Origin of the sequence: Gilliamella sp. B2717, from assembly GCF_026536675.1 — a bacterium.
In the GTDB taxonomy this organism is placed as follows: Bacteria; Pseudomonadota; Gammaproteobacteria; order Enterobacterales; family Orbaceae; genus Gilliamella; species Gilliamella apicola_I.
This window is the reverse complement of the sequence record NZ_JAFNNQ010000084.1, coordinates 1-23,487: the sequence shown is the minus strand read 5'-3', so window position 1 is coordinate 23,487 and position 23,487 is coordinate 1. Positions and strand designations below refer to the sequence as shown.

The 23,487-nt window shown below is 35.5% G+C and carries 22 protein-coding genes and 1 pseudogene; 9 read left to right on the top strand and 14 right to left on the bottom strand.

What is annotated here, in order from left to right; all coding sequences use genetic code 11:
- Nucleotides 1–17: 17 nt before the first annotated feature.
- Nucleotides 18–2,450: an excinuclease ABC subunit UvrA gene (locus J3U35_RS07595; RefSeq protein ID WP_267360564.1), complete on the bottom strand. Its 2,433-nt coding sequence runs from the start codon at nucleotides 2,448–2,450 to the stop codon at nucleotides 18–20.
- 334 nt (nucleotides 2,451–2,784) lie between these two features.
- On the opposite strand from J3U35_RS07595, the gene J3U35_RS07590 reads away from it, so the two are divergent.
- The gene (locus J3U35_RS07590; protein WP_267360562.1) at nucleotides 2,785–3,525 is read left to right on the top strand and encodes a carbonic anhydrase; all 741 of its coding nucleotides are present in this window, start codon (nucleotides 2,785–2,787) and stop codon (nucleotides 3,523–3,525) included.
- A 269-nt stretch (nucleotides 3,526–3,794) separates the two neighbouring features.
- On the opposite strand, the gene J3U35_RS07585 is transcribed toward J3U35_RS07590, so the two are convergent.
- From J3U35_RS07585 to J3U35_RS07555, 7 genes are all read right to left on the bottom strand, one after another.
- Nucleotides 3,795–4,631 carry a transporter substrate-binding domain-containing protein gene (locus tag J3U35_RS07585; protein ID WP_267360560.1) on the bottom strand — a complete coding sequence of 279 codons (837 nt, stop codon included), beginning with the start codon at nucleotides 4,629–4,631 and terminating at the stop codon, nucleotides 3,795–3,797.
- 42 nt (nucleotides 4,632–4,673) lie between these two features.
- On the bottom strand, nucleotides 4,674–5,099 hold the full coding sequence (locus J3U35_RS07580) for a GNAT family N-acetyltransferase (protein WP_267351960.1): 426 nt from the start codon (nucleotides 5,097–5,099) through the stop codon (nucleotides 4,674–4,676).
- An 18-nt stretch (nucleotides 5,100–5,117) separates the two neighbouring features.
- Nucleotides 5,118–5,876 carry an amino acid ABC transporter ATP-binding protein gene (locus tag J3U35_RS07575; RefSeq protein WP_267360558.1) on the bottom strand — a complete coding sequence of 253 codons (759 nt, stop codon included), beginning with the start codon at nucleotides 5,874–5,876 and terminating at the stop codon, nucleotides 5,118–5,120.
- Nucleotides 5,873–6,613: an amino acid ABC transporter permease gene (locus J3U35_RS07570; protein ID WP_267351956.1), complete on the bottom strand. Its 741-nt coding sequence runs from the start codon at nucleotides 6,611–6,613 to the stop codon at nucleotides 5,873–5,875. Before J3U35_RS07570 ends, J3U35_RS07575 begins: the two co-directional genes overlap by 4 nt.
- Nucleotides 6,614–6,630: 17 nt before the next feature.
- Entirely contained in the window at nucleotides 6,631–7,602 is a 972-nt protein-coding gene (locus J3U35_RS07565) for a glutathione S-transferase family protein (RefSeq protein ID WP_267360556.1), read from the bottom strand.
- Nucleotides 7,603–7,775: 173 nt separating this feature from the next.
- Nucleotides 7,776–8,477 carry a response regulator gene (locus tag J3U35_RS07560; RefSeq protein WP_065559672.1) on the bottom strand — a complete coding sequence of 234 codons (702 nt, stop codon included), beginning with the start codon at nucleotides 8,475–8,477 and terminating at the stop codon, nucleotides 7,776–7,778.
- Between the two features lie 18 nt (nucleotides 8,478–8,495).
- On the bottom strand, nucleotides 8,496–10,085 hold the full coding sequence (locus J3U35_RS07555) for an ATP-binding protein (RefSeq protein WP_267360554.1): 1,590 nt from the start codon (nucleotides 10,083–10,085) through the stop codon (nucleotides 8,496–8,498).
- Nucleotides 10,086–10,364: 279 nt separating this feature from the next.
- On the opposite strand from J3U35_RS07555, the pseudogene J3U35_RS07550 reads away from it, so the two are divergent.
- The 7 genes and pseudogenes from J3U35_RS07550 to citX form a co-directional block, all read left to right on the top strand.
- Nucleotides 10,365–11,657: pseudogene (locus J3U35_RS07550) on the top strand (2-hydroxycarboxylate transporter family protein); the annotation flags it as partial.
- Nucleotides 11,658–11,751: 94 nt separating this feature from the next.
- Nucleotides 11,752–12,594: a fumarylacetoacetate hydrolase family protein gene (locus J3U35_RS07545; protein ID WP_267360551.1), complete on the top strand. Its 843-nt coding sequence runs from the start codon at nucleotides 11,752–11,754 to the stop codon at nucleotides 12,592–12,594.
- A gap of 8 nt (nucleotides 12,595–12,602) precedes the next feature.
- Entirely contained in the window at nucleotides 12,603–13,658 is a 1,056-nt protein-coding gene (gene citC / locus J3U35_RS07540; protein WP_220215745.1) for a [citrate (pro-3S)-lyase] ligase, read from the top strand.
- Entirely contained in the window at nucleotides 13,659–13,949 is a 291-nt protein-coding gene (gene citD / locus J3U35_RS07535; RefSeq protein ID WP_065559668.1) for a citrate lyase acyl carrier protein, read from the top strand. It abuts the gene before it with no gap.
- Nucleotides 13,946–14,833, top strand: a complete 888-nt coding sequence (gene citE, locus J3U35_RS07530) for a citrate (pro-3S)-lyase subunit beta (RefSeq protein ID WP_065559667.1) — start codon at nucleotides 13,946–13,948, stop codon at nucleotides 14,831–14,833. Before citD ends, citE begins: the two co-directional genes overlap by 4 nt.
- Before the next feature lie 12 nt (nucleotides 14,834–14,845).
- Complete coding sequence (gene citF / locus J3U35_RS07525; RefSeq protein WP_220215744.1) at nucleotides 14,846–16,375, top strand: citrate lyase subunit alpha; 1,530 nt, start codon at nucleotides 14,846–14,848, stop codon at nucleotides 16,373–16,375.
- A gap of 70 nt (nucleotides 16,376–16,445) precedes the next feature.
- Complete coding sequence (gene citX, locus J3U35_RS07520; protein WP_267360548.1) at nucleotides 16,446–16,982, top strand: citrate lyase holo-[acyl-carrier protein] synthase; 537 nt, start codon at nucleotides 16,446–16,448, stop codon at nucleotides 16,980–16,982.
- Between the two features lie 107 nt (nucleotides 16,983–17,089).
- Here citX and metB read toward each other — a convergent pair whose 3' ends face one another.
- Entirely contained in the window at nucleotides 17,090–18,274 is a 1,185-nt protein-coding gene (gene metB, locus J3U35_RS07515; RefSeq protein WP_267360546.1) for a cystathionine gamma-synthase, read from the bottom strand.
- Nucleotides 18,275–18,448: 174 nt separating this feature from the next.
- Between metB and metJ the strand changes: the two genes are divergently transcribed.
- On the top strand, nucleotides 18,449–18,766 hold the full coding sequence (gene metJ / locus J3U35_RS07510) for a met regulon transcriptional regulator MetJ (protein ID WP_065559663.1): 318 nt from the start codon (nucleotides 18,449–18,451) through the stop codon (nucleotides 18,764–18,766).
- Nucleotides 18,767–18,871: 105 nt separating this feature from the next.
- Here the strand turns inward: metJ and rpmE are convergent, their stop codons facing one another.
- The 5 genes from rpmE to J3U35_RS07485 all read right to left on the bottom strand — a co-directional run bounded on the left by rpmE (nucleotide 18,872) and on the right by J3U35_RS07485 (nucleotide 22,766).
- Nucleotides 18,872–19,087, bottom strand: coding sequence for a 50S ribosomal protein L31 (rpmE, locus tag J3U35_RS07505; protein WP_065559662.1), 216 nt, complete (start codon nucleotides 19,085–19,087; stop codon nucleotides 18,872–18,874).
- 143 nt (nucleotides 19,088–19,230) lie between these two features.
- Nucleotides 19,231–20,283, bottom strand: coding sequence for an outer membrane-stress sensor serine endopeptidase DegS (gene degS / locus J3U35_RS07500; protein ID WP_267351941.1), 1,053 nt, complete (start codon nucleotides 20,281–20,283; stop codon nucleotides 19,231–19,233).
- A gap of 112 nt (nucleotides 20,284–20,395) precedes the next feature.
- Nucleotides 20,396–21,769 (bottom strand): Do family serine endopeptidase, encoded by a 1,374-nt coding sequence (locus J3U35_RS07495; protein WP_324101220.1) that lies wholly within the window; start codon nucleotides 21,767–21,769, stop codon nucleotides 20,396–20,398.
- Between the two features lie 72 nt (nucleotides 21,770–21,841).
- On the bottom strand, nucleotides 21,842–22,243 hold the full coding sequence (locus J3U35_RS07490) for a ZapG family protein (RefSeq protein ID WP_065559659.1): 402 nt from the start codon (nucleotides 22,241–22,243) through the stop codon (nucleotides 21,842–21,844).
- Nucleotides 22,244–22,304: 61 nt separating this feature from the next.
- Nucleotides 22,305–22,766, bottom strand: coding sequence for a DUF721 domain-containing protein (locus J3U35_RS07485; RefSeq protein ID WP_267360544.1), 462 nt, complete (start codon nucleotides 22,764–22,766; stop codon nucleotides 22,305–22,307).
- Between the last annotated feature and the right edge of the window lie 721 nt (nucleotides 22,767–23,487).

Genomic DNA, 23,487 nt, shown 5'->3' with positions numbered 1-23,487 from the left:
AATCAAGTATTCACTTTTTAAGTCGTAGGAGTTAAATATTTTCCGATTAGTGATTTTGGATTTTTCACCAAGTCTTTAGGGGTTCCTTCGGCAATAATTTCACCGCCTTTTAATCCTCCTTCAGGGCCAAGCTCCACGATCCAATCGCACGATTCAAGAACTTCATGATTATGTTCAATAACAATCACAGAGTTTCCGCTTTTGATTAATTCATCCAACAGTTTTATCAGCTGAGCTGTATCATAAAGGCTTAAACCGGTAGTGGGTTCATCCATGATATACAAGATATGACCTTTTCGTTGCCGTCCTAATTCCTTCGCGAGTTTAAGTCTTTGGGTTTCTCCTCCGCTCATTGTTGAAGTGGGTTGCCCAAGCTTTATATATCCCATACCAATCCGTTCCATTATCTGTAACGGACGAACGATGAAATCATTATCACTAAATAGGGCTATCGCTTCAGAAATCTGCATATCAAGAATTTCTGAAATATTTTTCCCTTTATACGTGACAGTTAAAGCTTCGTTGTTATATCTTTTACCTTTACATTTTTCGCATGTTGCGTACATCTTTAAACTACCTTCAGGAAAAATAGCTTTACGTCCACTACCATTACACTCTCGGCAAGCGCCCCCGGAATTGAAGGAAAAGTGTCCCGCCGTTAAATTTAACCGTTTTGCTTGGGGTTGTTCTGCAAATAATCTGCGTATCTTGTCCCATATTTTGGTAAAAGTAACAGGATTCGAATTTATATTTCTACCTATTGGTGCCTGCGATACTTCAGCAAAGCCAGAAATATTTTCTGCGCCATCAAGCCTTTCGGCTATTGTTTCGATTAATAGTGATTCTTCTTCAAGATCTACTTCTTCTCCATTGGTATTGTTCTTATTGGCGTCTAAGCGAAAATAACTTTTTAACAGGGGCGTTAGCGTGCTCGATATCAAGGAGCTTTTACCACTTCCGGAAACGCCCGAAACCCCAATAAGAACACCTAATGGAAATGCGACTGAAATATCTTTTAAATTGTTGGTTTTGGCGTGTCGAATAACTAAACGGGGAATATCAGAATCATCGATATTTTGTTTTAACATCCTTACCGGCATTTTTGCCTTGCCGGAAAGATATTGTCCTGTCAATGATTTATCGCATTTTAACAGACCCGCATAATCACCTTCATAAATAACTTCTCCGCCTTCAATTCCCGCTTTTGGGCCAATATCAATGATATGTTCAGCTATTTCTATCGTACTTCTGTCATGTTCCACGACAATAACCGTGTTGCCCAAATCTTTAAGCGCTTTTATGGATTGTAAAAGTTCAATTTTTTCTGATTCATGTAGACCCACTGTGGGTTCATCAAGAATATAGATAAGTGACTCCAGTTTCGATTCCAAATGCGAATTAAGGAAGAGTCGTTGTATTTCTCCGCCACTTAGTGAGGACATTTCTCTATAAAGTGATAAATGACCTAAACGAGAAGCAATTAATGAGTTTGTTTTACCCAAAATATCTTTAAGAAGATTTTTCCCAAATTGCGTTATTTCGTTTAGTTCCAATACCGATTCAAAAAACGTTTTAGCCTCGTCTAAAGTCATTTTGCCGACTTGACCAATATGTTTATCATTAATTAATATGTTGCGAGCTTCTTCACCAATGCGATATCCATGACATTCCGAGCAAAGGGTTATTTCGTATAGACCATTTAAATATTCGCCTCTTTTGTGTTTAGCTTGCAAAATTCTTGATAAGCAGAAGCTTTGATTTGCACTGTTATTGCTGACATAATGCCCGTTAACCACGTCTTCTTTTATTTCATCCGGTATTTCTAAATAAGGCTGATCCATATAGCCTTTGAAATTCCTTTCCAAGACGCGAAGTATACCGGGGGTTACCCCGATAAAATTAAATAACTCTCGAACGGTGGGATTTTTATTTGCAATAAGCTTTTCCATATTAACGTGATAATATGCGCCTCTGCCAGCGCATTTCATACACATTCCGTTAGGGTTATTATAGGAAAAATAGCCTAATTCAAGGCGCTCTTCCTCATGTCCACACTTAGCGCAGACCTTATCTTGTCCAATAGTTTCGTTGCACTCTGAACATTTAACCCGCCCTTCACTTGAATACAGTAGGGCAAGAAGGTTGAATATGTTTGTTTTTGAACCGACTGTTGATCTTGGGTTATTCTGACGTACAACGCTTTGCTTAACTGCAATTGTCGGGCCGATACCCTCTATGCTTGCAAATTTTCTCTCATTTTCAAGTCCCGGAAATATTCCTAATGATTGAAGATACCCTTTACGTCCTTCTTCAAACACAATATCAAACATAAGACTAGACTTTCCTGATCCACTTATACCGGTAGCAACGGTTAATTTGTTTTTGGGAATAGTAATATCAACGTCTTTAAGATTGTGAATCCGAGCTCCTGTTATTTTTATACTTTTCATCTAATCAAACCTTGTCTTTTTAATTAAGAAATTCCAACTAATTTATTTATCGTTAAGATCAACCTATTGAGGAAATATAGAGCATTATTTTTTATTAGTGAAATGAAATATCTATATTTTTTAAAATTTATTGACAAAATTGCAATTTTGTGAATTGGTTGTATTTTACCGACATTTGGTTAACTATATTGTTTATTTAAAAAACAGTTCAAATTTTTTAAGAGGCTTAATGAGGTTTTTGAGAGAATTGTTTTAATTAACTAATTTTAGATAGTCAGGCTAGTTTAATAAGTCTATAATTTCGCCACAAATCACATTATTAAATTGAGAAATTATGAAATTGAACATAAGGATTGTTGCTTTAATTGCAACATTTAGCTTCCCCTGTTTTGCAAATGAACATACCACTCATTGGGGATATGATGGGCAAGAAAAGCCTGAAAACTGGGGAAAGCTTTCACCGGAATATTCAACTTGTGAAAATGGCAAGAATCAATCACCAATCAATATTGAACATGCGTTTAAAACAAATCATCCTGAGCTTAGTCTTATTTTCAATTCTGCTAAGCAAGAAATGATTAATAATGGTCATACTATACAAATCAATGTATCGGGTGAAAATAGTTTAACGTTGGATGATGAAGTTTTTACATTGCAGCAATTCCACTTTCATACGCCTAGCGAAAATGAAATTAACGGTAAGCATTATCCGATGGAGGCGCATTTTGTTTATAAAAATCAAAATGGCGATTTAGCGGTAATGGCGTTAATGTTTAAAGAAGGTAAAACTAATTTAGAATTAGAAAAAGCATGGCATCAAATGCCAACAGCGGTGAATAAAAGCCTGATATTAGATAATGCCATTAATATAAAAGCGTTATTACCCAATGTATTGGACTACTACCGCTTTAGTGGTTCACTGACTACGCCACCTTGTACAGAAGGGGTAAGGTGGATTGTGTTAGAACATGAAAGTTATGCATCAAAAGCACAAATCGAAAAATTTCATTCAATTATGCAGCATGATAATAACCGACCAATTCAACCGTTAAATGGACGAATCATTGTTGATTAATTAGTTTGGCTCTGGAATCATCTTTCCAAGAGCCATTAATTATCAATAAGAAAATCTTCTAGTCTTACATTTTATAGCTTAAAAATACTTGTAAAAGTAAAGACCTTGATACCATTTGAGTATAAATCCATACTAAGCCTTCCCCATAATATTCAGCATTTTAAAGCATTGTGAATAAGTGCTTTATATATCTATTTCATTATGGTAGGCAACGCTATTTAACCCAATGTTTTAGCTATAAACCAATTGGTTATTTTGATTATGTTAGTTCACTGTTTGGGTGAATAATCAGCACCAAAATAATGAATACTAATTTCTGATAATTTTCCATTATTGATGATTTTTTGGATGCCTTGATTGATATCTTTGGTTAATTGTTCACCTTTCTTTCCTTTGCTGATCAATAAGTAACTATAGGGGGAAGCAATACGTTCAGCATCTTCGTTGCTTAAATCGATACTTTTGAGTTTCAAGTTATGTTCGCTGATATATTGCGACAACATGACTTTATCAATTAACTGAAAATCATATTGTCCTGTTTCAACATGCTGTAACACTGGCAGTAAGTCTGCTTCACTGTAAATGATGTTGACGGGGTTATCGGGATTTTGTTCATTGTATAACTCTAAGGCTGTAGCATAATTAAGCCCTGGTGAAACTTCAGTCGATTTGCCTTTTAAATCACTAAAACGGTTAATATTGTCATTATTTTCAGCTACTGCTATCACATATTGGTTCATGAAAATTGGCGAAGAATAAAAATATTTTTCTTTGCGTTTTTCATTCATCGCATAATTATTGGCTCCGACTTGATAACGTTGAGAGTCAAGTCCTGCTAAAACCGAAGGAAACTCGGTAACTTCAAAATTGATTTCATATTGTGGTAATTGGGCAAATACCGCTTTAACCACCTCAATATCGTAGCCAATTAATTCTCCTTTATCATTTACCGTCGTAAAAGGGCTGGGTGCGCCAGAGGTAGCAATAGTAATTTTTTCCTTTTGAAGTGTAGGTGAGTGTTCTTTGGCGTTATCACAGCCAGATAAAAAAACAGTTAAAGTTAGTATGCTTAACGCTGAAATAAAATAATTTGTGGGGATATTCATAATGCTACTCTCCTTTTTTTACGGAATAAAGCTAAAACAGTTTTAGATAAAACCCATATTTTTCATTTCTGTTCGATGATCGACCTGATAACGAGCCATTCCCGTTTTCATTAAATCGAACCCCAAATTTTTATAAAATTCGATGGTTTGGGGATGAGTATAAAGAATGATATTGCAGTGTTTGACCTGTTCTACCAGTTTTTCCACAATTAACCGTCCAAATTGCTGACCATGTAAATGGTTTGCCAGCGCAATGTTATAAATGGCTGCCTGACAAATACCATCTGATAATGTGCGTCCCACACCCACTACTCGTTTTTTTTCCAGTAAAAAAACGACGCCATAACTCTGTTTAAAGACTTGTTCTTGGGTTTTGGCATCAAGCGAACTGAGTCCATAAAAGGCAAGTAAGTCAGCGACATCTTGCCAGTTAATATTTTGACAATGTTGTTGTAAAACAATACTCATTACGACCTCTTTTATTCATTAGATTTCATACTCCATTTGCATGGTATTGTAATAGCGCGTTAAAAAATCACGAGTTCTTTGCTGAGTTGGATTGGTAAACACTTGTTTTGGTGTGCCGTCTTCTATTATTTGCCCTTTATCCAAGAAAAAGACTCGAGTTGCGATTTCGTGTACAAAACTCATTTCGTGAGAGACAAGGAGCATCGTTATACCTGACTTTGCTGCTAATTTTATCGTAGCTAACACTTCTCCGACTAATTCAGGATCTAAGGCGGAAGTGGGTTCATCAAGTAATAATACTTTAGGATCCATGGCTAACGCTCTGGCGATGGCTACTCGTTGTTGTTGTCCACCCGATAGCTGTTTAGGGTAATGATAGATTCGTTCACCCAGTCCAACTTCAACTAATTTGTCATAAGCTATTTGTTGTGCTTTATCTTTGGGATATTTTTTTACAACAACTAATCCTTCCATTACATTTTCTAGTGCATTTTTTTGTTGGAATAAATTAAATTGTTGGAATACCATTGCAGTTTGTTGGCGAAACCTGACTAATTGCGATCGCTTTACACGGCTGACATCCAACTTAATATCATCAATGGTAATTTTACCGAATTGCGGTCTTTCTAATAAATTTAAGCATCGTAGCAATGTTGATTTGCCTGCTCCTGACGCACCGATAATTGCCACAATATCATGAGGTTTAATGTGAAAATTAAGATTATTGAGTATTGAATTATCTTGAAAAGATAAAGTTAAATTTTGCACATTTATCATAATAGCTTCCCTCGGCGATAACTTGGCGTATTCACCGTGTCAGATATTGTAAGGCGCTTTTCCAAATATCTTACGATTAATTCAATAATAATGGTTAATGCCCAGTAGATGAGTGCCAATGAAATATAGACTTCAAAATAGCGATAACTATGTCCCGCTAAGGTTTTACCTCTGCCCGTCATTTCAGTTACAGAACAAACGAAGGCGAGGGAGGTGCCCTTAAGTAAGCCTATTAGTGCGTTACCAAGGTTGGGTAAGGCGACAATAAAGGCTTCCGGAATAATGATTCGACGTAATAACTGGCTATAGGTCATACCAAGGGACTGCGCTGCTTCAATTTGTCCTTTATTTACCGATTGCAAGGCGGCACGTATTGTTTCTGAATTATATGCCGCTTCATTAAAAGAAAACGCAATCAAAACAAACAGCATTGGCGGAACACTGTTAACATTAAAATCGGTATGATAATAATAATTGATATAACGTAATATAATAGGAATACCATAGAAGCTTAAATAGAGTTGCACTAGCAATGGCGTGCCTCTAATAAATGAAACAAATATCATCGCTATCTGGGAAAGAACAGGTATCTTGTTCATTTTAATAATAGCGATGATAAGTCCTAACATTACTCCCAGTAACATTGAAAAAAGAGTAATAAACAATGTGACCGGCAAATAAGCAAGTAATGTCGGAATTTGGCTGAAAATTAATCCAATATCTACTATATTTGGCATTCGTATTATCCTAATAATTAGTGACTTGTACTAAACCGTTTATCTCGATTATGGGGGGTATTCCAATTATTGACATCAGGGCCTAAAGGCAAAATATCATAAGGATTATGCGCATTATTACTCAAAAAATAGCCCTTTTTTATCGCTTCAAAATCGGTGGTTTTACCAAAAGCCGGGATTTGATACAGATCTCTGGCATAAGCCCATAAATTAGGGTAATCAATAATTCGATTACGGTTAGTTTTGAATGCAGAATAATAGGCAACATCAAAGCGTGCTAATGTAACATACAGACGAATATCGGAATCAGTAATATTATCACCAAATAGATAGCGTGATTTGTTTAAACGTTGCTCCAGTTTATCTAATTGATTGAATACTAGATGATAAGCTTCTTCGTAAGCTTTTTGTGAGCGTGCAAACCCTGCCTTATAAACGCCATTATTCACTTCATGAAAAATCACATGGTTAAGTTCATCAATTTCCTTACGTAAATGTTGAGGATACAGATCGGGCGCACCTGATTTATGAAAGGGTTTAAAAACGGTTTCCCAGTAGTAAGTTAAATTAAAATAGTCATTGTTAACCACTTTACCGGTTTTTACATCCACTATGGTTGGTACGGTTGCTCGACCATGGTAATTGGGATCTGTCGAGGCATAAATTTCAGGTAAGTAGCGAATACCGAGCACCGGATCGACACCCTTGGGATCAAGCGAAAACTCCCAACCATGGCTGGTACGAACGGGTGATACTTTACCAATACTGATCACATGCTCTAATCCCAATAACTTAATCGCTATCATCTGGCGGTGTGCCCAAGGACAAATTGCCGCCCAAATTAAACGATAACGACCCGATTCAACCGGCAGCATGCCTGGCTCGTTGCCGAAGGGAGTATCAAATCGATTAGATTGACGAACAAAAGCGCCATCTTGGTTAATTTCATTATTTTCGGTAGTGACTACCTTTCCTATCGCTATAGACATATGCTTACTCCTCTTATTTGATACGGCAGAATCAATCCTGTTTCAGGATTGGATAAATTCAATCTAGCATCAAATATTTAGAGGATAAAATAATAAATAAGCATATTTATATAATTATCAATTATATGGATAGCTGGTTTTAGTGGTACTTAACTCGTGTTTGGTAATTGGAACTATTTACCTAATCGTTTATATAGTCTTTCAGGACGCCCGATTTTTCCATGGTTAAGTTCAACGGTTAATAATTTTGTTTGAACACAGTGTTCTAAATATCGTCTGGCGGTCGTTTTACTGATTTGGGCATTTTCGACTATATCATCTACCGTTAACGGTTTGTCTGTTTTCATAAATAGATCTTTAACTTTTTGTAGAGTGATTTCCTCGATACCTTTTGAATGACGATTAATGCCGACAAAATCTTTCGTTTGCAAATTAAAAAGTTCATCAATTCTTCGTTGATTGACATGCTTTTGTAGGCTTTGCCGATATAAGAACAGCTCAAAGCGCTCTAACGAATGTTTTAAACGTTGATAGGACAGTGGTTTTATTAAATAATCAAATGCCCCCAAGCGTATTGCTTTGCTACACGTATCCATATCACTGGCTGCAGTAATGAAGATAACATAACAATCTAGATGATTATTAATGATATATTCAAAAAGATCGATACCTTTTCCATCTGGTAAATAGTTGTCTAATAAAATTAAAGTTGGTTTTAATTTATCGATCATTATTTTTGCTTCAGCTAAATTGGAGGCAATACCGATAACGTTTACTTTGGTATCACGTTGAATAAAATCAGCATTTAGCTCAGCTAAAATTGGCTCATCTTCAACTATAAGTGCTTTAATTATATCATCTTTTGATTGATTCATACTTTCTTATCCCTCATGTTATTTGGGTATGAAAACGGAAAAAATTGCACCGTAAGGTTCATTATCTTCAAATGTAATATAGCCATTAGCTTTTTTAATGTAAGTCAAAACGAGATGCAAACCAATCCCATGTTCTTTAGTATCTTGTGATGTGACGCCGGGTTTAAAAATTGAATCACGAATTTTCTCATCTATACCACAACCTTGATCACTAATTTCTAAAACAATTTCATCGGTTGCATCACTAAGATATAAATAGATTGTTTTATTGCCACGATCGTTTTTCAAACTAGCATTGAATGCGTTATCAAGTAAATTACCTAAAATAGACATAAATTCTGTTTCGGTAATTGAATCGGGTAATGCATTTAGCTGGCATGCAGGATCGAACATCAGTTTTAAACCAATTTCATGTGATTTAGAATATTTACCTATTAACAGACCACATACAGCAGGTACTTTAAAATGTTCAGTTATAAAATCTAAGCTAGCTTGATTATCGGCAGAGTGCAACGCAATAAAAGATTCTGCTTCTTGGTAACGCTTCATATAAATTAAGCCAGATAGTGTTGCCATCCAATTAAGATGCTCGTGTCTTAATGTGCGCAAATTATCCACATATTGATTTACCTGAGTTAATTGCATGCTTAATAAGTTAATATCATTGTAATTACGGAACGTAATAACCCAACCTTTAATCTTATTATCAACCATAATTCGAATTCGATTAGCAATGACAATAATATTATTAAAATAACAAATATGATCATGTATATCTCGGATCTTGTTATCATTTCCACATATAAATTCTGTTGATTCAATAAAATCCCATAAGGTATGATGAATCAATTCGTTATCTTTGACTTTAATTTTTAACATCGATCTTGCTGATTGATTGATATTCATAATTTTGTATTCAAGATCAATGGCAATGACACCCTCAAAAATGGATTCCATAATTGATTTTTGACTTTTTACCAGTAATGCAATTTCTTTCGGCTCCAAATTAAACATCTGTCTTTTGATTGCCTTAGAAAAACAATAAGAAAAGATAAACAATGCTAAAAATAGTAATGAACAAAAAAAGATAAAAGGGATGACTTGTTTGATATGTAGTGCATAAATATCATCAATCATATAACCAATTGAAACAATGCCAACAATTTTACCTTGATCAACTATTGGTGCTTTGCCTCTTAATGCTAACCCAAGTGAACCTTTACTAATGGTAACACTGCTATTGCCATTGAGTACTTGCTGATTATCGTCACCAATCATGGGTGAAAATAGGGCATTATTGGCAGTATGAAAAAGGCGATGGGCATTTTCATCACCAATAACAATATAACTTGCGTCACTTTGTTGAAAAATATCAATTACTAATTCAGCTATTTTATTAGTATCTTTTTCTCTAACATATTTTATTAAACTGGGTATTACTGCTAATTCTCTTGCTTGAATTTGCGCTTTTTCACCTAAACTTCGGTATAAATTTGTTTCTGTCGCATTCCAAATATAACTTTGTAATAGAGCTAAAATAATCAATGAAAAGATCAAAAGAGATAAAAATAATTTCGTAGTAAATGATAATTGTACTTTCTTTCGCATTTTTACATTTACTTTTCAAATTAAAGTAGAAGTGAGTGTAACACAGCATAAAAAAACTTTGAGCCATTAAAACCATAAAAACCACAGTTAAAATATGATTTATATCACAAAAATGAGATTCATATTTTGTCACTATACGCGCCAATTAATTCGAACAAATCAAATCATTTTGGAGAAAAAATACATATGGTGGATTTCAATTCAATTGGAAAAACGCATAATCAAAAAGAATCAACGAGTAAGCCCGTTGAGCAAAATTTAAAAGGGTGGCCTTATAATTGGTGGCGACTCATGGACAATTATAAAATTGGTGTAATTCCACTTCCATTATTTATTATTGCTGGTATTCTTATTTTCACCGAAGTGTTAGTAACAGGTAAGTTACCGAGTGAAATCGTTGTTATGGTTGTCACTTGTGCATTTTTTGGCTTTTTGTGTGGTGAAATTGGTAAACGTTTACCGATCGTTGGTAAAATGGGTGCAGCAGCAATCTGTGCAACCTTCATTCCATCTGCTTTAGTTTATTATGGAATTCTTCCTACGCCAGTTGTTGAAGCAACAACTAAGTTCTATAAAGATACGCATATTCTTTATTTATACATTTGTTGTATCATCGTTGGTAGTATTATGAACATGGATAAGAAAACACTTATTCAAGGTTTCTTAAAAATCTTTGGACCGATGGTATGTGGTGAGATTGTCGGGATGCTTGTTGGTGTCGGTGTCGGTTATCTACTAGGTTTAACACCGTTTGAAACATTCTTCTTCTTGGTATTACCTATCATGGCTGGTGGTGTTGGTGAAGGTGCAATTCCACTTTCAATTGGCTATGCTGCAATTTTAGGTATGGAACAAGGTGAAGCCCTAGGTCGTGTATTACCGATCGTTATGTTAGGTGGATTAACGGGTATTATTTGTGGTGGTGTCCTTAACCGTATTGGTAAAGCTTATCCACATTTAACGGGTAATGGACGATTATTACCAGCGTCAGAAGAAGACGAAATTACAGATAAAAAAGCAACTAAAGCAGATTCTGTTATCGATGTGACAACATTTGCTTCAGGTGTATTATTAGCCGCTATCCTTTATATGGTTGGTATGATTGGTCATAAAGTGACAGGTATTCCAGCGCCAGTAGGAATGTTATTTGCAGCTGTATTTGTTAAATTAATATCAGGTGTTTCACCAAAAGTATTGAGTGGTTCACAAGTCGTTTACAAATTCTTCCAAACGTCTGTCACTTATCCAATTTTATTTGCGGTAGGTGTGGCAATCACTCCATGGGATAAAATTGTTTCTGCATTTACGTTAACTAACTTAGCAGTTATTGTTTGTACCGTGGTTAGCTTAGTAACAACAGGCTTCTTTGTAGCGAAAAAATTAGGTATGTATCCAGTAGATGCGGCTGTTATTTCATGTTGTCAAAGTGGTCAAGGCGGAACAGGTGACGTTGCAATATTAACCGCAGCGGAACGAATGGAGTTAATGCCATTTGCACAAATTGCAACCCGTATTGGTGGTGCGATTAATGTATCGGTATCGTTACTTATTCTCGGCAATTTCTTAGTATAGTTAAATTTTTTTAACAACAACCTTAGCCTAGACTAGGGTTGTTTGTTTTTATTTTATAGTAATAATTAATACAAACAGCTTTTAAGGAGTACTCATGAAGCTTGTCAGTTATCTTGTCTCTGGTAGAGCAAGTTTTGGTCTTCTCACTAATCATGGTATTGTTGATTTAAAACAAAAATTTGGTGATAAATATGCTGATTTGAAATCATTACTTGCTGATGAAGAAGGCTTGTCGCTAGCGAAAACCTATGTTAATGCTCCAAGTGACATTAATGAGCAAGATATCACTTATTTACCGGTTATACCGAATCCAAATAAAATTTTATGTGTTGGCATGAACTATGCTGAAAAAAGAGCAGAATTTAATGAAACCAGTTCAGCACCAACATTATTTGTTCGTTTCCCTGATTCACAAACAGGGCATAAAACAAATATTCTCAAACCAGCTATTACCAATGAACTAGATTATGAAGGTGAACTTGCCATTATCATTGGTAAAGGTGGTTTTCGTATTAAGCAAGAAGATGCATTATCACATGTAGCAGGTTACAGCTGTTATATGGACGGTTCAATCCGCGATTGGCAATATACTTGGTTTACGGCAGGTAAAAACTGGCCAAGTACAGGTGCATTTGGCCCTTGTTTAACCACGACTGATGAGATTCCTGATCCTACCGTATTATCTTTAACGACCTATTTAAACGGTCAGGAAATGCAACACGATTATGTCAAAAACTTAGTTCATACTGTGCCTGAACTTATTTCTTATATCAGTACTTTTACCCGTTTATCTCCTGGCGATGTTATTCTTACTGGTTCACCGGGTGGTGTAGGTAAAAAACGCAATCCTCCAGTATTTATGAAAGATGGTGACAAAATTGAAGTTGAAATCTCTGGAATTGGTCGTTTAACGAACTATGTGGTAGCAGAAAAATAGGTGATATTATGTATAGTTTAGTCGATTTTTCAGTGGTAGATATCTCAAAATCATTAACTGAACGAGAACAAATTATTCGTTTGTTAACGCTATCGGATCTAAACTTAGACCCTCAAGTCCATATATTTATCGTTGCTTACATGGACGGTAAAATGGTAGCTTGTGCAGGCATTGATGACAATATTATTAAATGTGTTGCGATTGACCCCGATTATCGTGGAAATCAGCTTAATTTGACTTTGTTGGATAATGTTATCAAATATGCTAATGAGCAGGGGCATTTTCATCTCTTTTTATATACTAAACCTGAAAATATCGACTTTTTCAAAGGGTGTGGATTTTATCCTATCGTCGAGGTAAATAATCTTGTCGTATTGATGGAAAATACCCCCGTTGGAATTAAGCAATACTGTAAATATTTAAGTGAACACCGTAAAGAAGGGAACAAGATTGGCAGTGTAGTGATGAATGCTAATCCATTTACAAAAGGTCACCAACATCTTTTACAGTATGCTGCCAGTCAATGTGATTGGCTTCATGTTTTTGTCGTCAATGAAAATGTTTCACTGTTCCCATTTGATGTACGTTTACAACTAGTGAAAGAGGGATCGAAACACTTAAAAAATGTCACGGTACATGCCAGTTCCGCCTATATTATATCTAGAGCAACATTTCCTACTTATTTTTTAAAGGATAATGATAAAATTGATTACGCTTACATGGGGATCGATTTATTAATTTTCCGTAATTATATTGCCCCAGCACTGAATATTACCTATCGTTTTGTTGGAACCGAGCCCTACAGTCAAATAACTAATGCTTATAACACTTCAATGCGTTATTGGTTACAGGATAAAGACGTTAGTCCTTTCCCGGTTGTGACGTTAGTTGAAATTCAACGTATTCTTGAAGGGGAAGATATCATATCCGCTTCGTTGGTTAGAAAATTACTGGCTGATGAGCAATATGAAGAGGTAAAACGATTAGTTCCTGAAACAACATGGAACTATCTAGAGGCTAATTTAGATTCAGTCAAAAATTTAATTCGTTCAAAAGGTAACTAAATGAAAATCAAGAAAGAAGCCATGGCTGGCACTCTCGAATCAAGCGATTTGTTAGTGAAAGTCACTCCTAATACAGGAATTGAAATTGTTATTAATAGTGATGTTAATAAGCAATTTGGCGATCAAATACGCGCCGTTGTTGAGCAAACCTTAACAAGTCTTAATGTGACTGACGGTTTAATTATTATTGATGATAAAGGCGCTTTAGATTGTGCGATTAAAGCTCGAGTACAATGTGCAGTATTGCGTGGCGCAGAAGAAGAGAACTTAGATTGGAGTAAATTACTATGAAAAAATTGCGTCGAAGTATGTTATTTCTGCCGGGTGCGAATGCAGCGATGTTATCCACTTCGTTTGTCTATAAGCCTGATTCAATCATGTTCGATCTTGAAGATGCAGTATCATTAAAAGAAAAAGATTCTGCTCGTTTATTGGTTGCACAAACATTACGTCTTCCGGTTTATAAAGAACATGGAATTGAAACTGTTGTTCGAATCAATGCGCTCAATACTCCATTTGGCTTAAAAGATCTTGAAGCTGTTGTGAGAGCAGGTGTTGACGTTGTACGTCTACCGATGACAAATAGTGCTGAAGATATCCATGAACTTGAAGCTCATGTTGAACGAATTGAAAAAGAGTGTGGTCGTGAGGTTGGTAGTACTAAATTAATGGCAGCTATTGAATCTGCGTTAGGTGTAGTAAATGCTGTTTCAATCGCAAAATCTTCACCACGTTTAATTGGTATAGCGTTAGCTGCGTTCGATTATTTAGTTGATATGCAAACTGAGCGTGGAGACGGTACCGAACTATTTTATGCACGTTGTGCTGTTTTACATGCAGCGCGAGTGGCGGGTATTGATGCATTTGACGTGGTTTATTCTAACGTTAATGATGATGAAGGCTTCTTGAAAGAAGTTAGCTTAATCAAAAAATTAGGTTATAACGGTAAATCACTGATTAATCCAAGACAAATTGAATTACTACATAATGCTTATGCGCCAACAGCTGCAGAAGTTGAAAACGCACAAAAAGTGGTTGAAGCTGCTGAAGAAGGTGAAAGAAAAGGGCTTGGTGTGGTTTCATTAAATGGCAAAATGATTGATGCACCGATTATTGCACGTGCTCAAAAAATTATTGAGCTAGCCAAATATTCTGGTGTACGTAAAGAAATTTGATAGGATTAAAAAATGACGACTTCTATAGACAAAAAAATTGATGATTTGCTAAAACAGCATCCCGATCTAAAAAATATTGCACCGTTTGTTGATGCTAATGCAACAACGCCTTATTTAAAAGATGAGTCAAAATACACACGTAAATTATGTGATTCTATCGAACAAGCAATTCATAAATGTGAATTACGTGATGGAATGACGATCTCTTTCCACCATGCTTTTCGTGAAGGTGATAAGGTCATTAACAAAGTTGTTGAAACGATCAGCAGACTTGGTATTAAAAACTTAACGTTAGCATCAAGCTCATTGTTAAGTTGTAACTCAGCCTTGATTCCACATATTGAAGCAGGTGTAATTACCAAAATTTATACCTCTGGTTTACGAGGTAAATTGGCTGATGCTATTTCACATGGATTAATGGATAATCCTGTTCATATTCACTCACACGGTGGACGAGTAAAACTTATTCAAAGTGGTGAAATTAACATTGATATCGCATTTTTAGCTGTTTCAACAGCTGATGAACAAGGTAATGCCAATGGTGTATCGGGTAAATCTCAATGTGGTGCATTGGGTTATGCGATGGTTGATGCGCAATTTGCGAAAAAAGTAGTCTTGTTGACTGAAGATATCGTTGGTTATCCAAATCATCCGGCAAGTATTCGTCAGGATCAAGTCGATTACATTGTTAAAGTTGATGAAGTTGGTGACCCGACTAAAATCAGTGTCGGTGCAGCGCGAATTACCAGCAATCCACGTGAGCTAATGATTGCTCGCTATGCTGCGGATGTCATCGAGTATTCTGGCTATTTTAAAGACGGCTTCTCGATTCAAACCGGTTCAGGTGCGTCTTCAACGGCAGCCACCCGATTCTTAGAAAATCGTATGCGAGCTAAAAATATTACTGCCTCATTTGCATTAGGTGGTATTACAGCAAGTATTGTTGATTTACATGAAAAAGGGTTAGTTAAACGTTTACTTGATACGCAAAGTTTTGATGGTACCGCAGGACAATCTTTAGGTAAAAACCGAGATCATATCGAAGTTTCAACCAATGTCTATGCAAACCCTGCATCGAAAGGGGCGAGTGTGGATGAGTTAGATATTGTTATCCTTAGTGCATTAGAAATCGATCTTGATTATAACGTTAATGTATTAACAGGATCGGATGGTGTTATGCGGGGTGCGTCTGGTGGTCACTGTGATACCGCGGCCGGTGCAAACTTAACCATTATTGTTGCGCCATTAATTCGTAGCCGTATTCCAACTGTGATTAAGAAAGTGACAACCGTTGTAACACCAGGTGAGAGCGTTGATGTGCTGGTAACTGACCATGGTATTGCTGTTAACCCTAATCGTCCAGAAATCGCTGAACGTTTAAAAGCAGCAAACTTGCCGGTGATGAGCATTGAAGAGCTTTACCAACGTGCGGTGTCATTGACTGGTGAACCAAAACCAATTGAATTTAATGATAAAATTGTTGGTATTGTTCATTACCGAGATGGTTCGGTGATTGATGTAGTACGCGAAGTTAAAGACTAACTAACTTGCAATAGCATGACATGATGACATGCTATTGCCTTCTTTTATCTAAATAGCAGACAAGACCACAATGATAGTAAAATTTGATGATGGTACACCAATCACGCTTGAACAGATGTTACTTGCGAAAGAAAAACGAGTTGCCAATCAACTTTTTGCAATCACACACTATCAACAACCAATCATCTCACTTTGTTTGGTTATTCCGGGAGCTATTAAAAATAGTAGTGGAGCACACTATCTATTTAATCAAGCGATCCAAGCATTACATCACTGTTTCAGTACAAACAATATCACTATCGTGAATGAACAGCATTATCATCAAATCACAGGGTTTGAAGCGATTATTTCGGTAGCTTGTCAAACAAAAAAGTTAAAACAATTTTGTATTGATATTGAAGATAATCATCCTTTAGGACGATTATGGGATATTGATGTTATTGATCCCACTACCCAACAGAGCCTTTCTCGAGCTCAATTTGAACAACGTCCAAGGCAATGTCTAGTGTGTGATGAAGTAGCAAAAATTTGCGGACGAGCCAAACGACACTCACTTGATGAGATATTTACCGCAATTCAAAATAAAATTATCCATTACGGCAAATAAGATTTAAAATTCATTATCAAAATCAATTAATTAAATCTTAAAAGGATTGATGAAAAAGATTATAATAGTGGAAATCATCAACCCATAATTTAATTGAATAATTAAAGCTAAATAGCCGCTAATGCTTGTTTTAAATCACCGATTAAATCATCGATATCTTCTAATCCAACTGAAATGCGTAATAGTTGATCGGAAATGCCAGCCGTCTTACGAGCTTCGGCACTAATTCCTGAATGGGTCATCGTTGCAGGGTGACAGACTAAGCTTTCAACTCCACCTAATGATTGTGCCAAGGTAAATATATTCAGCGCTTTTAAAAATTTAGGCATAATATCAGCATTGCCGACCAATTCAAAACTTAAAAGAGAGCCAAATCCTTTTTGCTGTTTTTTAGCAATATCGTGACCAAGATTAGACGGTAAAGATGGATGGAAAACTTTAGCAATTTTAGGATGATTCACTAAAAACTCAACTACCTGTTTAGCATTGTCTTGTTGTAGTTTAACACGAGCAGCTAAAGTACGTAATCCACGCAATAATAAGTAGCTATCAAACGATGATGTTAACGTTCCAATGTTGTTTGCCCACCATAAGACATCTGTTGCTAATTTTTGATCTTTGAAGACCAGAATACCAGCCAATAAATCGGAATGGCCATTTAAAAATTTGGTACAAGAATGGGTAACAATATCGGCTCCAAGTTCTAATGGCTTTTGTAGAATAGGTGTCATAAAAGTATTGTCCACTAATACAATTGCACCCACTTCATGCGCTTGTTGAGTGATCGCTTGAATATCGACAACACGCAAAAGAGGATTACTTGGTGATTCAATTAAGACTAATTTAGGACGCAGATTTAACGCTTCTTTCAATGCAACAGGATCGGACTGATCAACAAATTTTGCTTTAAAATGACCTCGTTCGCTTAAGCTGTTAAATAACCGATAACTACCACCATAGCAATCATGAGGCGCAACCACTAAATCATTAGGGGATAATAATGCAACGCTAACTAAATGAATGGCTGACATTCCACAATTCGTTAATATAGCATCGGCTCCACCTTCCAATTTTGCGACGGTTTGTTCAACTAATCGTCGGCTAGGATTTGATTTTCGACCATAATCAAATTCTCTGGGTTTTGCAAACTCTTCATAGCGGTAACATGTTGAAGGTGTAATCACTGGAACGACACTACCGTATTGATCATCGGTATTTAGACCACCCCGGACAGCAATCGTCCCTTGATTTAAATTAGCACATTGGCTTTGATTGTTAGATTGATTAGCCATAATAACCTTCCTAGACCTCTTGATTTATTCTTAGATATCAGTTGTATAAGAATAACACAATTAATAAAGACGTCAACATGTCTAGACGTCTAAGTATCTTGGTGTGTAGATTGCAGTAAAACAAAAAAAACGTTAAAATTATCCACATTATTTGTGATGTAATTTGGTGGAAAAATGATGAAATGGAATGGCGACTATATCAGCCCTTATGCAGAGCACGGTAAAAAAAGTGAGCAAGTAAAAAAAATTACTGTTTCAATTCCGTTAAAAGTCTTAAAGATATTGACTGATGAACGTACTCGTCGACAAGTGAATAATTTGCGTCATGCAACCAATAGTGAACTTCTTTGTGAAGCTTTTTTGCATGCTTATACAGGGCAGCCTTTACCATGTGATGAAGACTTACAAAAGGATCGAGAAGATGGTATTCCACAGCAAGCTCAAAAAATGATGAGGGATTTAGGTATTGATCCTGATCTGATTGATGAATAAAAATTAAATGGTTATCATCGTTCAGTATCATTAGAGAAGGGATATAAAAAAGGCGCATAAAGCGCCTTTTTTTATGATAATAACGAAAAATCGTTACAACAAAAACTATTTTTTACCGCCAACCATTGAAAAACGTTGTTTGAATTTATCTACACGTCCACCAGTTGCAACATCACGTTGTTTACCAGTATAGAATGGGTGACACTCACCACATACGTCAAGATGAATATCATGACCAATAGTTGAATGAGTTTTGATAACATTACCGCAAGAACACGTTGCTGTAATTGCTTTATATTCTGGATGAATACCTTCTTTCATAATAAGCCTCTAGAGTTGGTTCGTATCGCTATATAAACGGCTGTGAAAGCAAAGTCTATACACCATACGAGTGTTAAAAAACATGATTAAGGTTGCGAATTATACGCTTTAAACTGCTGGTAATCAAGCAATAAAACCCTTGTTTAAACAGGTAACTGACCAATAGTTACTTGTAACTCAACCTTTTCACCGTTTCGCAATACTACTATGGGGACGGTTGTGCCTGGTTTCAACTCGGCTATTTGATCCATTGTTTGAATAATAGATTTGACAGGCTTGTTATCAACCATAATTAAAATATCATCTGTTTGTACCCCAGCTTGCAAAGAGGGACCTTCGGCATTAGTAACCAAAATACCTAAAACAACCGGCATATCGCTTGGATTTCGAGTAGGCGTAAATTCTAATCCATCAATACCAATATAACCGCGAATTATTTTGCCATCTTGAATCAATTTATTCATTATCTTTACCGCTAAGGCCGTTGGAATGGCAAAACCGATACCTTCGGGCACTTCATTTCCTAAATTTTTAGCAAAGGTTAGGGTGTTAATTCCGACTAATTCACCTTTAGTATTGACGAGTGCACCTCCAGAATTACCATGGTTAATTGATGCATCAGTTTGAATAAAGTTTTGTCGACGATAAGGACTTAAACCATCACGCCCTGTTGCACTGATAATACCTTGCGTAATGGTTTGCCCAATATTATATGGATTACCTATAGCTAAAACAACGTCTCCAATCTTTGGTTCTCGGTTAGGATTGATGTGAATTGTTGGTATATTGGTAGCTTCAATTTTAAGAACTGCAATATCAACCAGTTTATCAGAACCAACAGTTAGCGCTTCAAAAATTCGTCCGTCTTGTAAAGCAACGATAATTTGTTCTGCACCATCAACAACATGATAATTAGTAATAATGTAACCCTGCTTACTCATAATTACCCCAGAACCTAGTGGTGTAATTGGGTTATCTGTCGATTGTTGAGACATTGCATTCACTGAACGGCTGTAGATATTCACAACCGCTGGTGCAGCAATTTTGACAGCATCAGAATAACTTATGGGTTCGTTATCAAAGATTGATCTTGAAAAGTTTGATTGTGTTCCATTGCGCAAGGTCGGAAATATAATCAATAGCACTATCGCTAAAACAGTACCAATCAATATAGGCCATAAAATTTTCTTAAGCATAATGATTTGATTGTAAAGGGTGATAAGAAGATTTTAGCACATCTGACTAGATGTTGAAATTAATGATTTTCGTCGATACAAAAGCATCGACGAAAAAAAATTTATTCAGGAATTAGCGTAAAATTAAATATAAACGGCTATCACCCCGAACAATATTTAGCGCAATTGCAGATGGTTTGCTGTCAATAATTTTACGAAGATCCGCAATATTGTTGACACGTGTTTTATTTACACCCGTGATAAGGTCGCCTTCTTGTAGGCTTAAACTTGATGCAGGTGAATTTTTAGCAATGCTCTCAATAATTACACCTTTTTGTCCTTTAATTTCACCATTAGTTAATATAGCGCCGTCAAGGGAAGCGTGTAAAGATTTTGCTTCGGTCGTCGATTCGTCGCTATTTTTTAATTTTACACTAACGGTTAGATTTTTGCCGTCACGAATTAAACCTAATTCAACAGTTCGTCCAACACCAGCGGTAGCAATTTTAGCTCGTAATTCGGCAAAACTATCAACGGGTTTTCCATCCATTGACACAATCACATCGCCAGATTTAATACCGGCTTCCTTTGCGGCCGAGTCATCGATAACTTCACTAACAAATGCGCCTTTTTGAATTTCGAGATCAAACGCCTTTGCAATATCAGAAGTTAATTCATTCCCTTTTATACCTAATACACCCCGTTTGACTTCGCCAAATTCAATTAATTGCGAAGTTAAATTTTTCACCATATTACTTGGAATCGCAAAACCGATACCTACATTTCCACCACTAGGTGCAATAATGGCGGTATTAATTCCAACTAATTCACCATTTAAATTGACCAAGGCTCCACCTGAATTGCCTCGATTAATTGACGCATCTGTTTGAATAAAATTCTCAAAACCATTCATACTAAGTCCACTACGAGCAAGCGCGGAAATAATACCCGAAGTAACCGTTTGACCAATTCCAAAAGGATTACCAATTGCCACAACATAATCACCAACACGTAATTTATCCGAATCAGCGAGTTTCAGTGCGGTTAATTTTTTACCATCTTGAATTTGCAGTAATGCAATATCACTTTGTTGATCTTTACCAATTAATTTGGCTTGATACTCATGACCATCATTTAAAGAAATAATGATTTTATCTGCATTTTCAATAACATGATTATTGGTTACTACGTAGCCTTTTTCAGCATCAATAATGACACCAGAACCTTGACCAGTAAACGCTCTCGATTGACTGTCAGGATAACCAAAGAAACGTCTAAATTCCTCTGGCATGTTATTTTGCATCTGAGCAACACCTTCAACTTTAATGCTAACAACAGATGGTAATACTGTTTCTAGCATTGGAGCCAAACTCGGTTTTTCAGTATTATTATCGGTAGGTATCGATGGAAAAGCAGCATAAGCATTTGAAAACATCGATAAACTTATACTTATACTTAAAGCAATAACACTTAATAGTTTTTTTTGTTTTTTTACTGAATTGTTCATTTTACAACTCTCGCTTTTCGAATAATTTAAAAATAATAGAAACTTATACTAGCGTTTACTAGTGAATTCGTATTAAGACCGTTGATCATCCGTTTTAAATAAATTTGAAGGATTATCAGAATAATCTTTAGGTTGCTTTTCTAAAACTAATTTTGGGCTACTGTCAGAATTATTTTCATCAAGACTAAGATTAGGCATATTTTCGCTACCAATAATCTGTTGCGAATTTTCTGCCATATGTTGATAAAGACGTCTAAACTCTTTAGCCATATTATCTAAGATTTCAGCACTGTGGGAAAAATGTTGTGCAATCATTTGTTTTTGAGTTTTCAATTCTTCTTGTGCTTTATCAAGCTCTCGTTTGGTATTTGCATATTGACGAGCTTTAGGACTAACCACATTCATTAAAATAGCGCCTACAATCAAGCCTATCACTAATCCAATTAAAATATAAATGATGATGTCTTTTTCCATAAATTACTCCTTGTACATTATATAGTCTGATTATATAAAATTAATCTAAACTTACTCGTTATCATTTTGCATGGTTAGCAAGTTTAATCAATTGTTTTTTTAGTTTATTTGGTGCATTTTCTGCTAATGCATATAAATAAGTTGCACTAATTTGTGTCATTGTACTGTTCATTGTAGCATCATTTGACGAATGATTAACCCTTTGGGATGAAGGTGCAGCAATATCAGGATTAATACGATATTGAATAGAAGCTAAAGATGGCAATAAGTTTTTGCGAATACCGGTTAATAAATTGCTTTGTTCATATTTTAGTCGAGTAAGCCAACTTGCTGAACTGACTTCAAGAATGAGAATGCCTTGCCTAAAATTAGATACCCGACATTGAACATTTAACGGAGGAGGTAGTAGATCAAATACAACATCAGATAATTTCTTTAACGCATATATTCTTTCTTGAATATGCAATAAAGACGAATCTTGCGTCAAAATTGACGAAAGTATTTGTGGTTCATTATCACGCATAGGCTAACCTCATGCTCTCCATTATGATCTTTTGCTCTGTAAAAAACATACGCAATATATGACTAAAATAATTTAGCGCATCTAATAAAAAATATCTTACTAAAAAAAACCATTTACAGATAGTTAAAAAAACTTTTTCATATTGTTAATCTAGCATACTGAAAATAAACAACTTGTTTTGGAAGTCGATCCTTTATAGGAATAGCACCGCTTAAAAACGTTTATTTCAAGTAATAGCATAATTATCGTTTTATAAAAAAGGAAATCATCATTTATTACTATTATTTTAACAAAGATATCCAAGCAGTAAATGATTAAAAGCAATAATTGATACAGATTAGTTATATCGCTAATTTAATTTGATATATTTCAAATTAAAACATAAAAAAATGTTGCAAAGTGTAAATAAATGACGTAGTTTGTAAACTAAATTAGGTTATCATTTCCGATAATAAAAATTAGTAACAAAACTTAAATAAAATTAATCAAACAGGAATAGGCTAAATATTATGGAGCAATTAGGTTATCGTATTTTATCACCGTTTTTTATTTTATTGTGTCTTGGCGGTGCTCGTTTAAACATACGCTTTAATTTATGTTTCGAACGACCCTCATCATTTTATTTAAACACTAATTCTTTTTTGACTATTGATCCCCCCCATTATTCCAACTTAAGCAACCAAAATCATTATCACCTAAATAACGTTGGAAAGCTGACTAA

Bases quoted from the DNA above. Each gene is read 5' to 3' on its own strand.
- metB (WP_267360546.1), bottom strand. From the start codon at position 18,274: ATGGCTAATCAATCTAACAATCAAAGCCAATGTGCTAATTTAAATCAA.
- citX (WP_267360548.1), top strand. From the start codon at position 16,446: ATGATAGTAAAATTTGATGATGGTACACCAATCACGCTTGAACAGATG.
- J3U35_RS07485 (WP_267360544.1), bottom strand. From the start codon at position 22,766: ATGCGTGATAATGAACCACAAATACTTTCGTCAATTTTGACGCAAGAT.
- J3U35_RS07575 (WP_267360558.1), bottom strand. From the start codon at position 5,876: ATGATAAATGTGCAAAATTTAACTTTATCTTTTCAAGATAATTCAATA.
- J3U35_RS07595 (WP_267360564.1), bottom strand. From the start codon at position 2,450: ATGAAAAGTATAAAAATAACAGGAGCTCGGATTCACAATCTTAAAGAC.
- degS (WP_267351941.1), bottom strand. From the start codon at position 20,283: ATGCTTAAGAAAATTTTATGGCCTATATTGATTGGTACTGTTTTAGCG.
- J3U35_RS07585 (WP_267360560.1), bottom strand. From the start codon at position 4,631: ATGAATATCCCCACAAATTATTTTATTTCAGCGTTAAGCATACTAACT.
- J3U35_RS07590 (WP_267360562.1), top strand. From the start codon at position 2,785: ATGAAATTGAACATAAGGATTGTTGCTTTAATTGCAACATTTAGCTTC.
- metJ (WP_065559663.1), top strand. From the start codon at position 18,449: ATGATGAAATGGAATGGCGACTATATCAGCCCTTATGCAGAGCACGGT.
- citF (WP_220215744.1), top strand. From the start codon at position 14,846: ATGACGACTTCTATAGACAAAAAAATTGATGATTTGCTAAAACAGCAT.
- J3U35_RS07545 (WP_267360551.1), top strand. From the start codon at position 11,752: ATGAAGCTTGTCAGTTATCTTGTCTCTGGTAGAGCAAGTTTTGGTCTT.
- J3U35_RS07570 (WP_267351956.1), bottom strand. From the start codon at position 6,613: ATGCCAAATATAGTAGATATTGGATTAATTTTCAGCCAAATTCCGACA.
- J3U35_RS07580 (WP_267351960.1), bottom strand. From the start codon at position 5,099: ATGAGTATTGTTTTACAACAACATTGTCAAAATATTAACTGGCAAGAT.
- J3U35_RS07490 (WP_065559659.1), bottom strand. From the start codon at position 22,243: ATGGAAAAAGACATCATCATTTATATTTTAATTGGATTAGTGATAGGC.
- J3U35_RS07565 (WP_267360556.1), bottom strand. From the start codon at position 7,602: ATGTCTATAGCGATAGGAAAGGTAGTCACTACCGAAAATAATGAAATT.
- citC (WP_220215745.1), top strand. From the start codon at position 12,603: ATGTATAGTTTAGTCGATTTTTCAGTGGTAGATATCTCAAAATCATTA.
- J3U35_RS07555 (WP_267360554.1), bottom strand. From the start codon at position 10,085: ATGCGAAAGAAAGTACAATTATCATTTACTACGAAATTATTTTTATCT.
- J3U35_RS07560 (WP_065559672.1), bottom strand. From the start codon at position 8,477: ATGAATCAATCAAAAGATGATATAATTAAAGCACTTATAGTTGAAGAT.
- citE (WP_065559667.1), top strand. From the start codon at position 13,946: ATGAAAAAATTGCGTCGAAGTATGTTATTTCTGCCGGGTGCGAATGCA.
- J3U35_RS07495 (WP_324101220.1), bottom strand. From the start codon at position 21,769: ATGAACAATTCAGTAAAAAAACAAAAAAAACTATTAAGTGTTATTGCT.
- citD (WP_065559668.1), top strand. From the start codon at position 13,659: ATGAAAATCAAGAAAGAAGCCATGGCTGGCACTCTCGAATCAAGCGAT.
- rpmE (WP_065559662.1), bottom strand. From the start codon at position 19,087: ATGAAAGAAGGTATTCATCCAGAATATAAAGCAATTACAGCAACGTGT.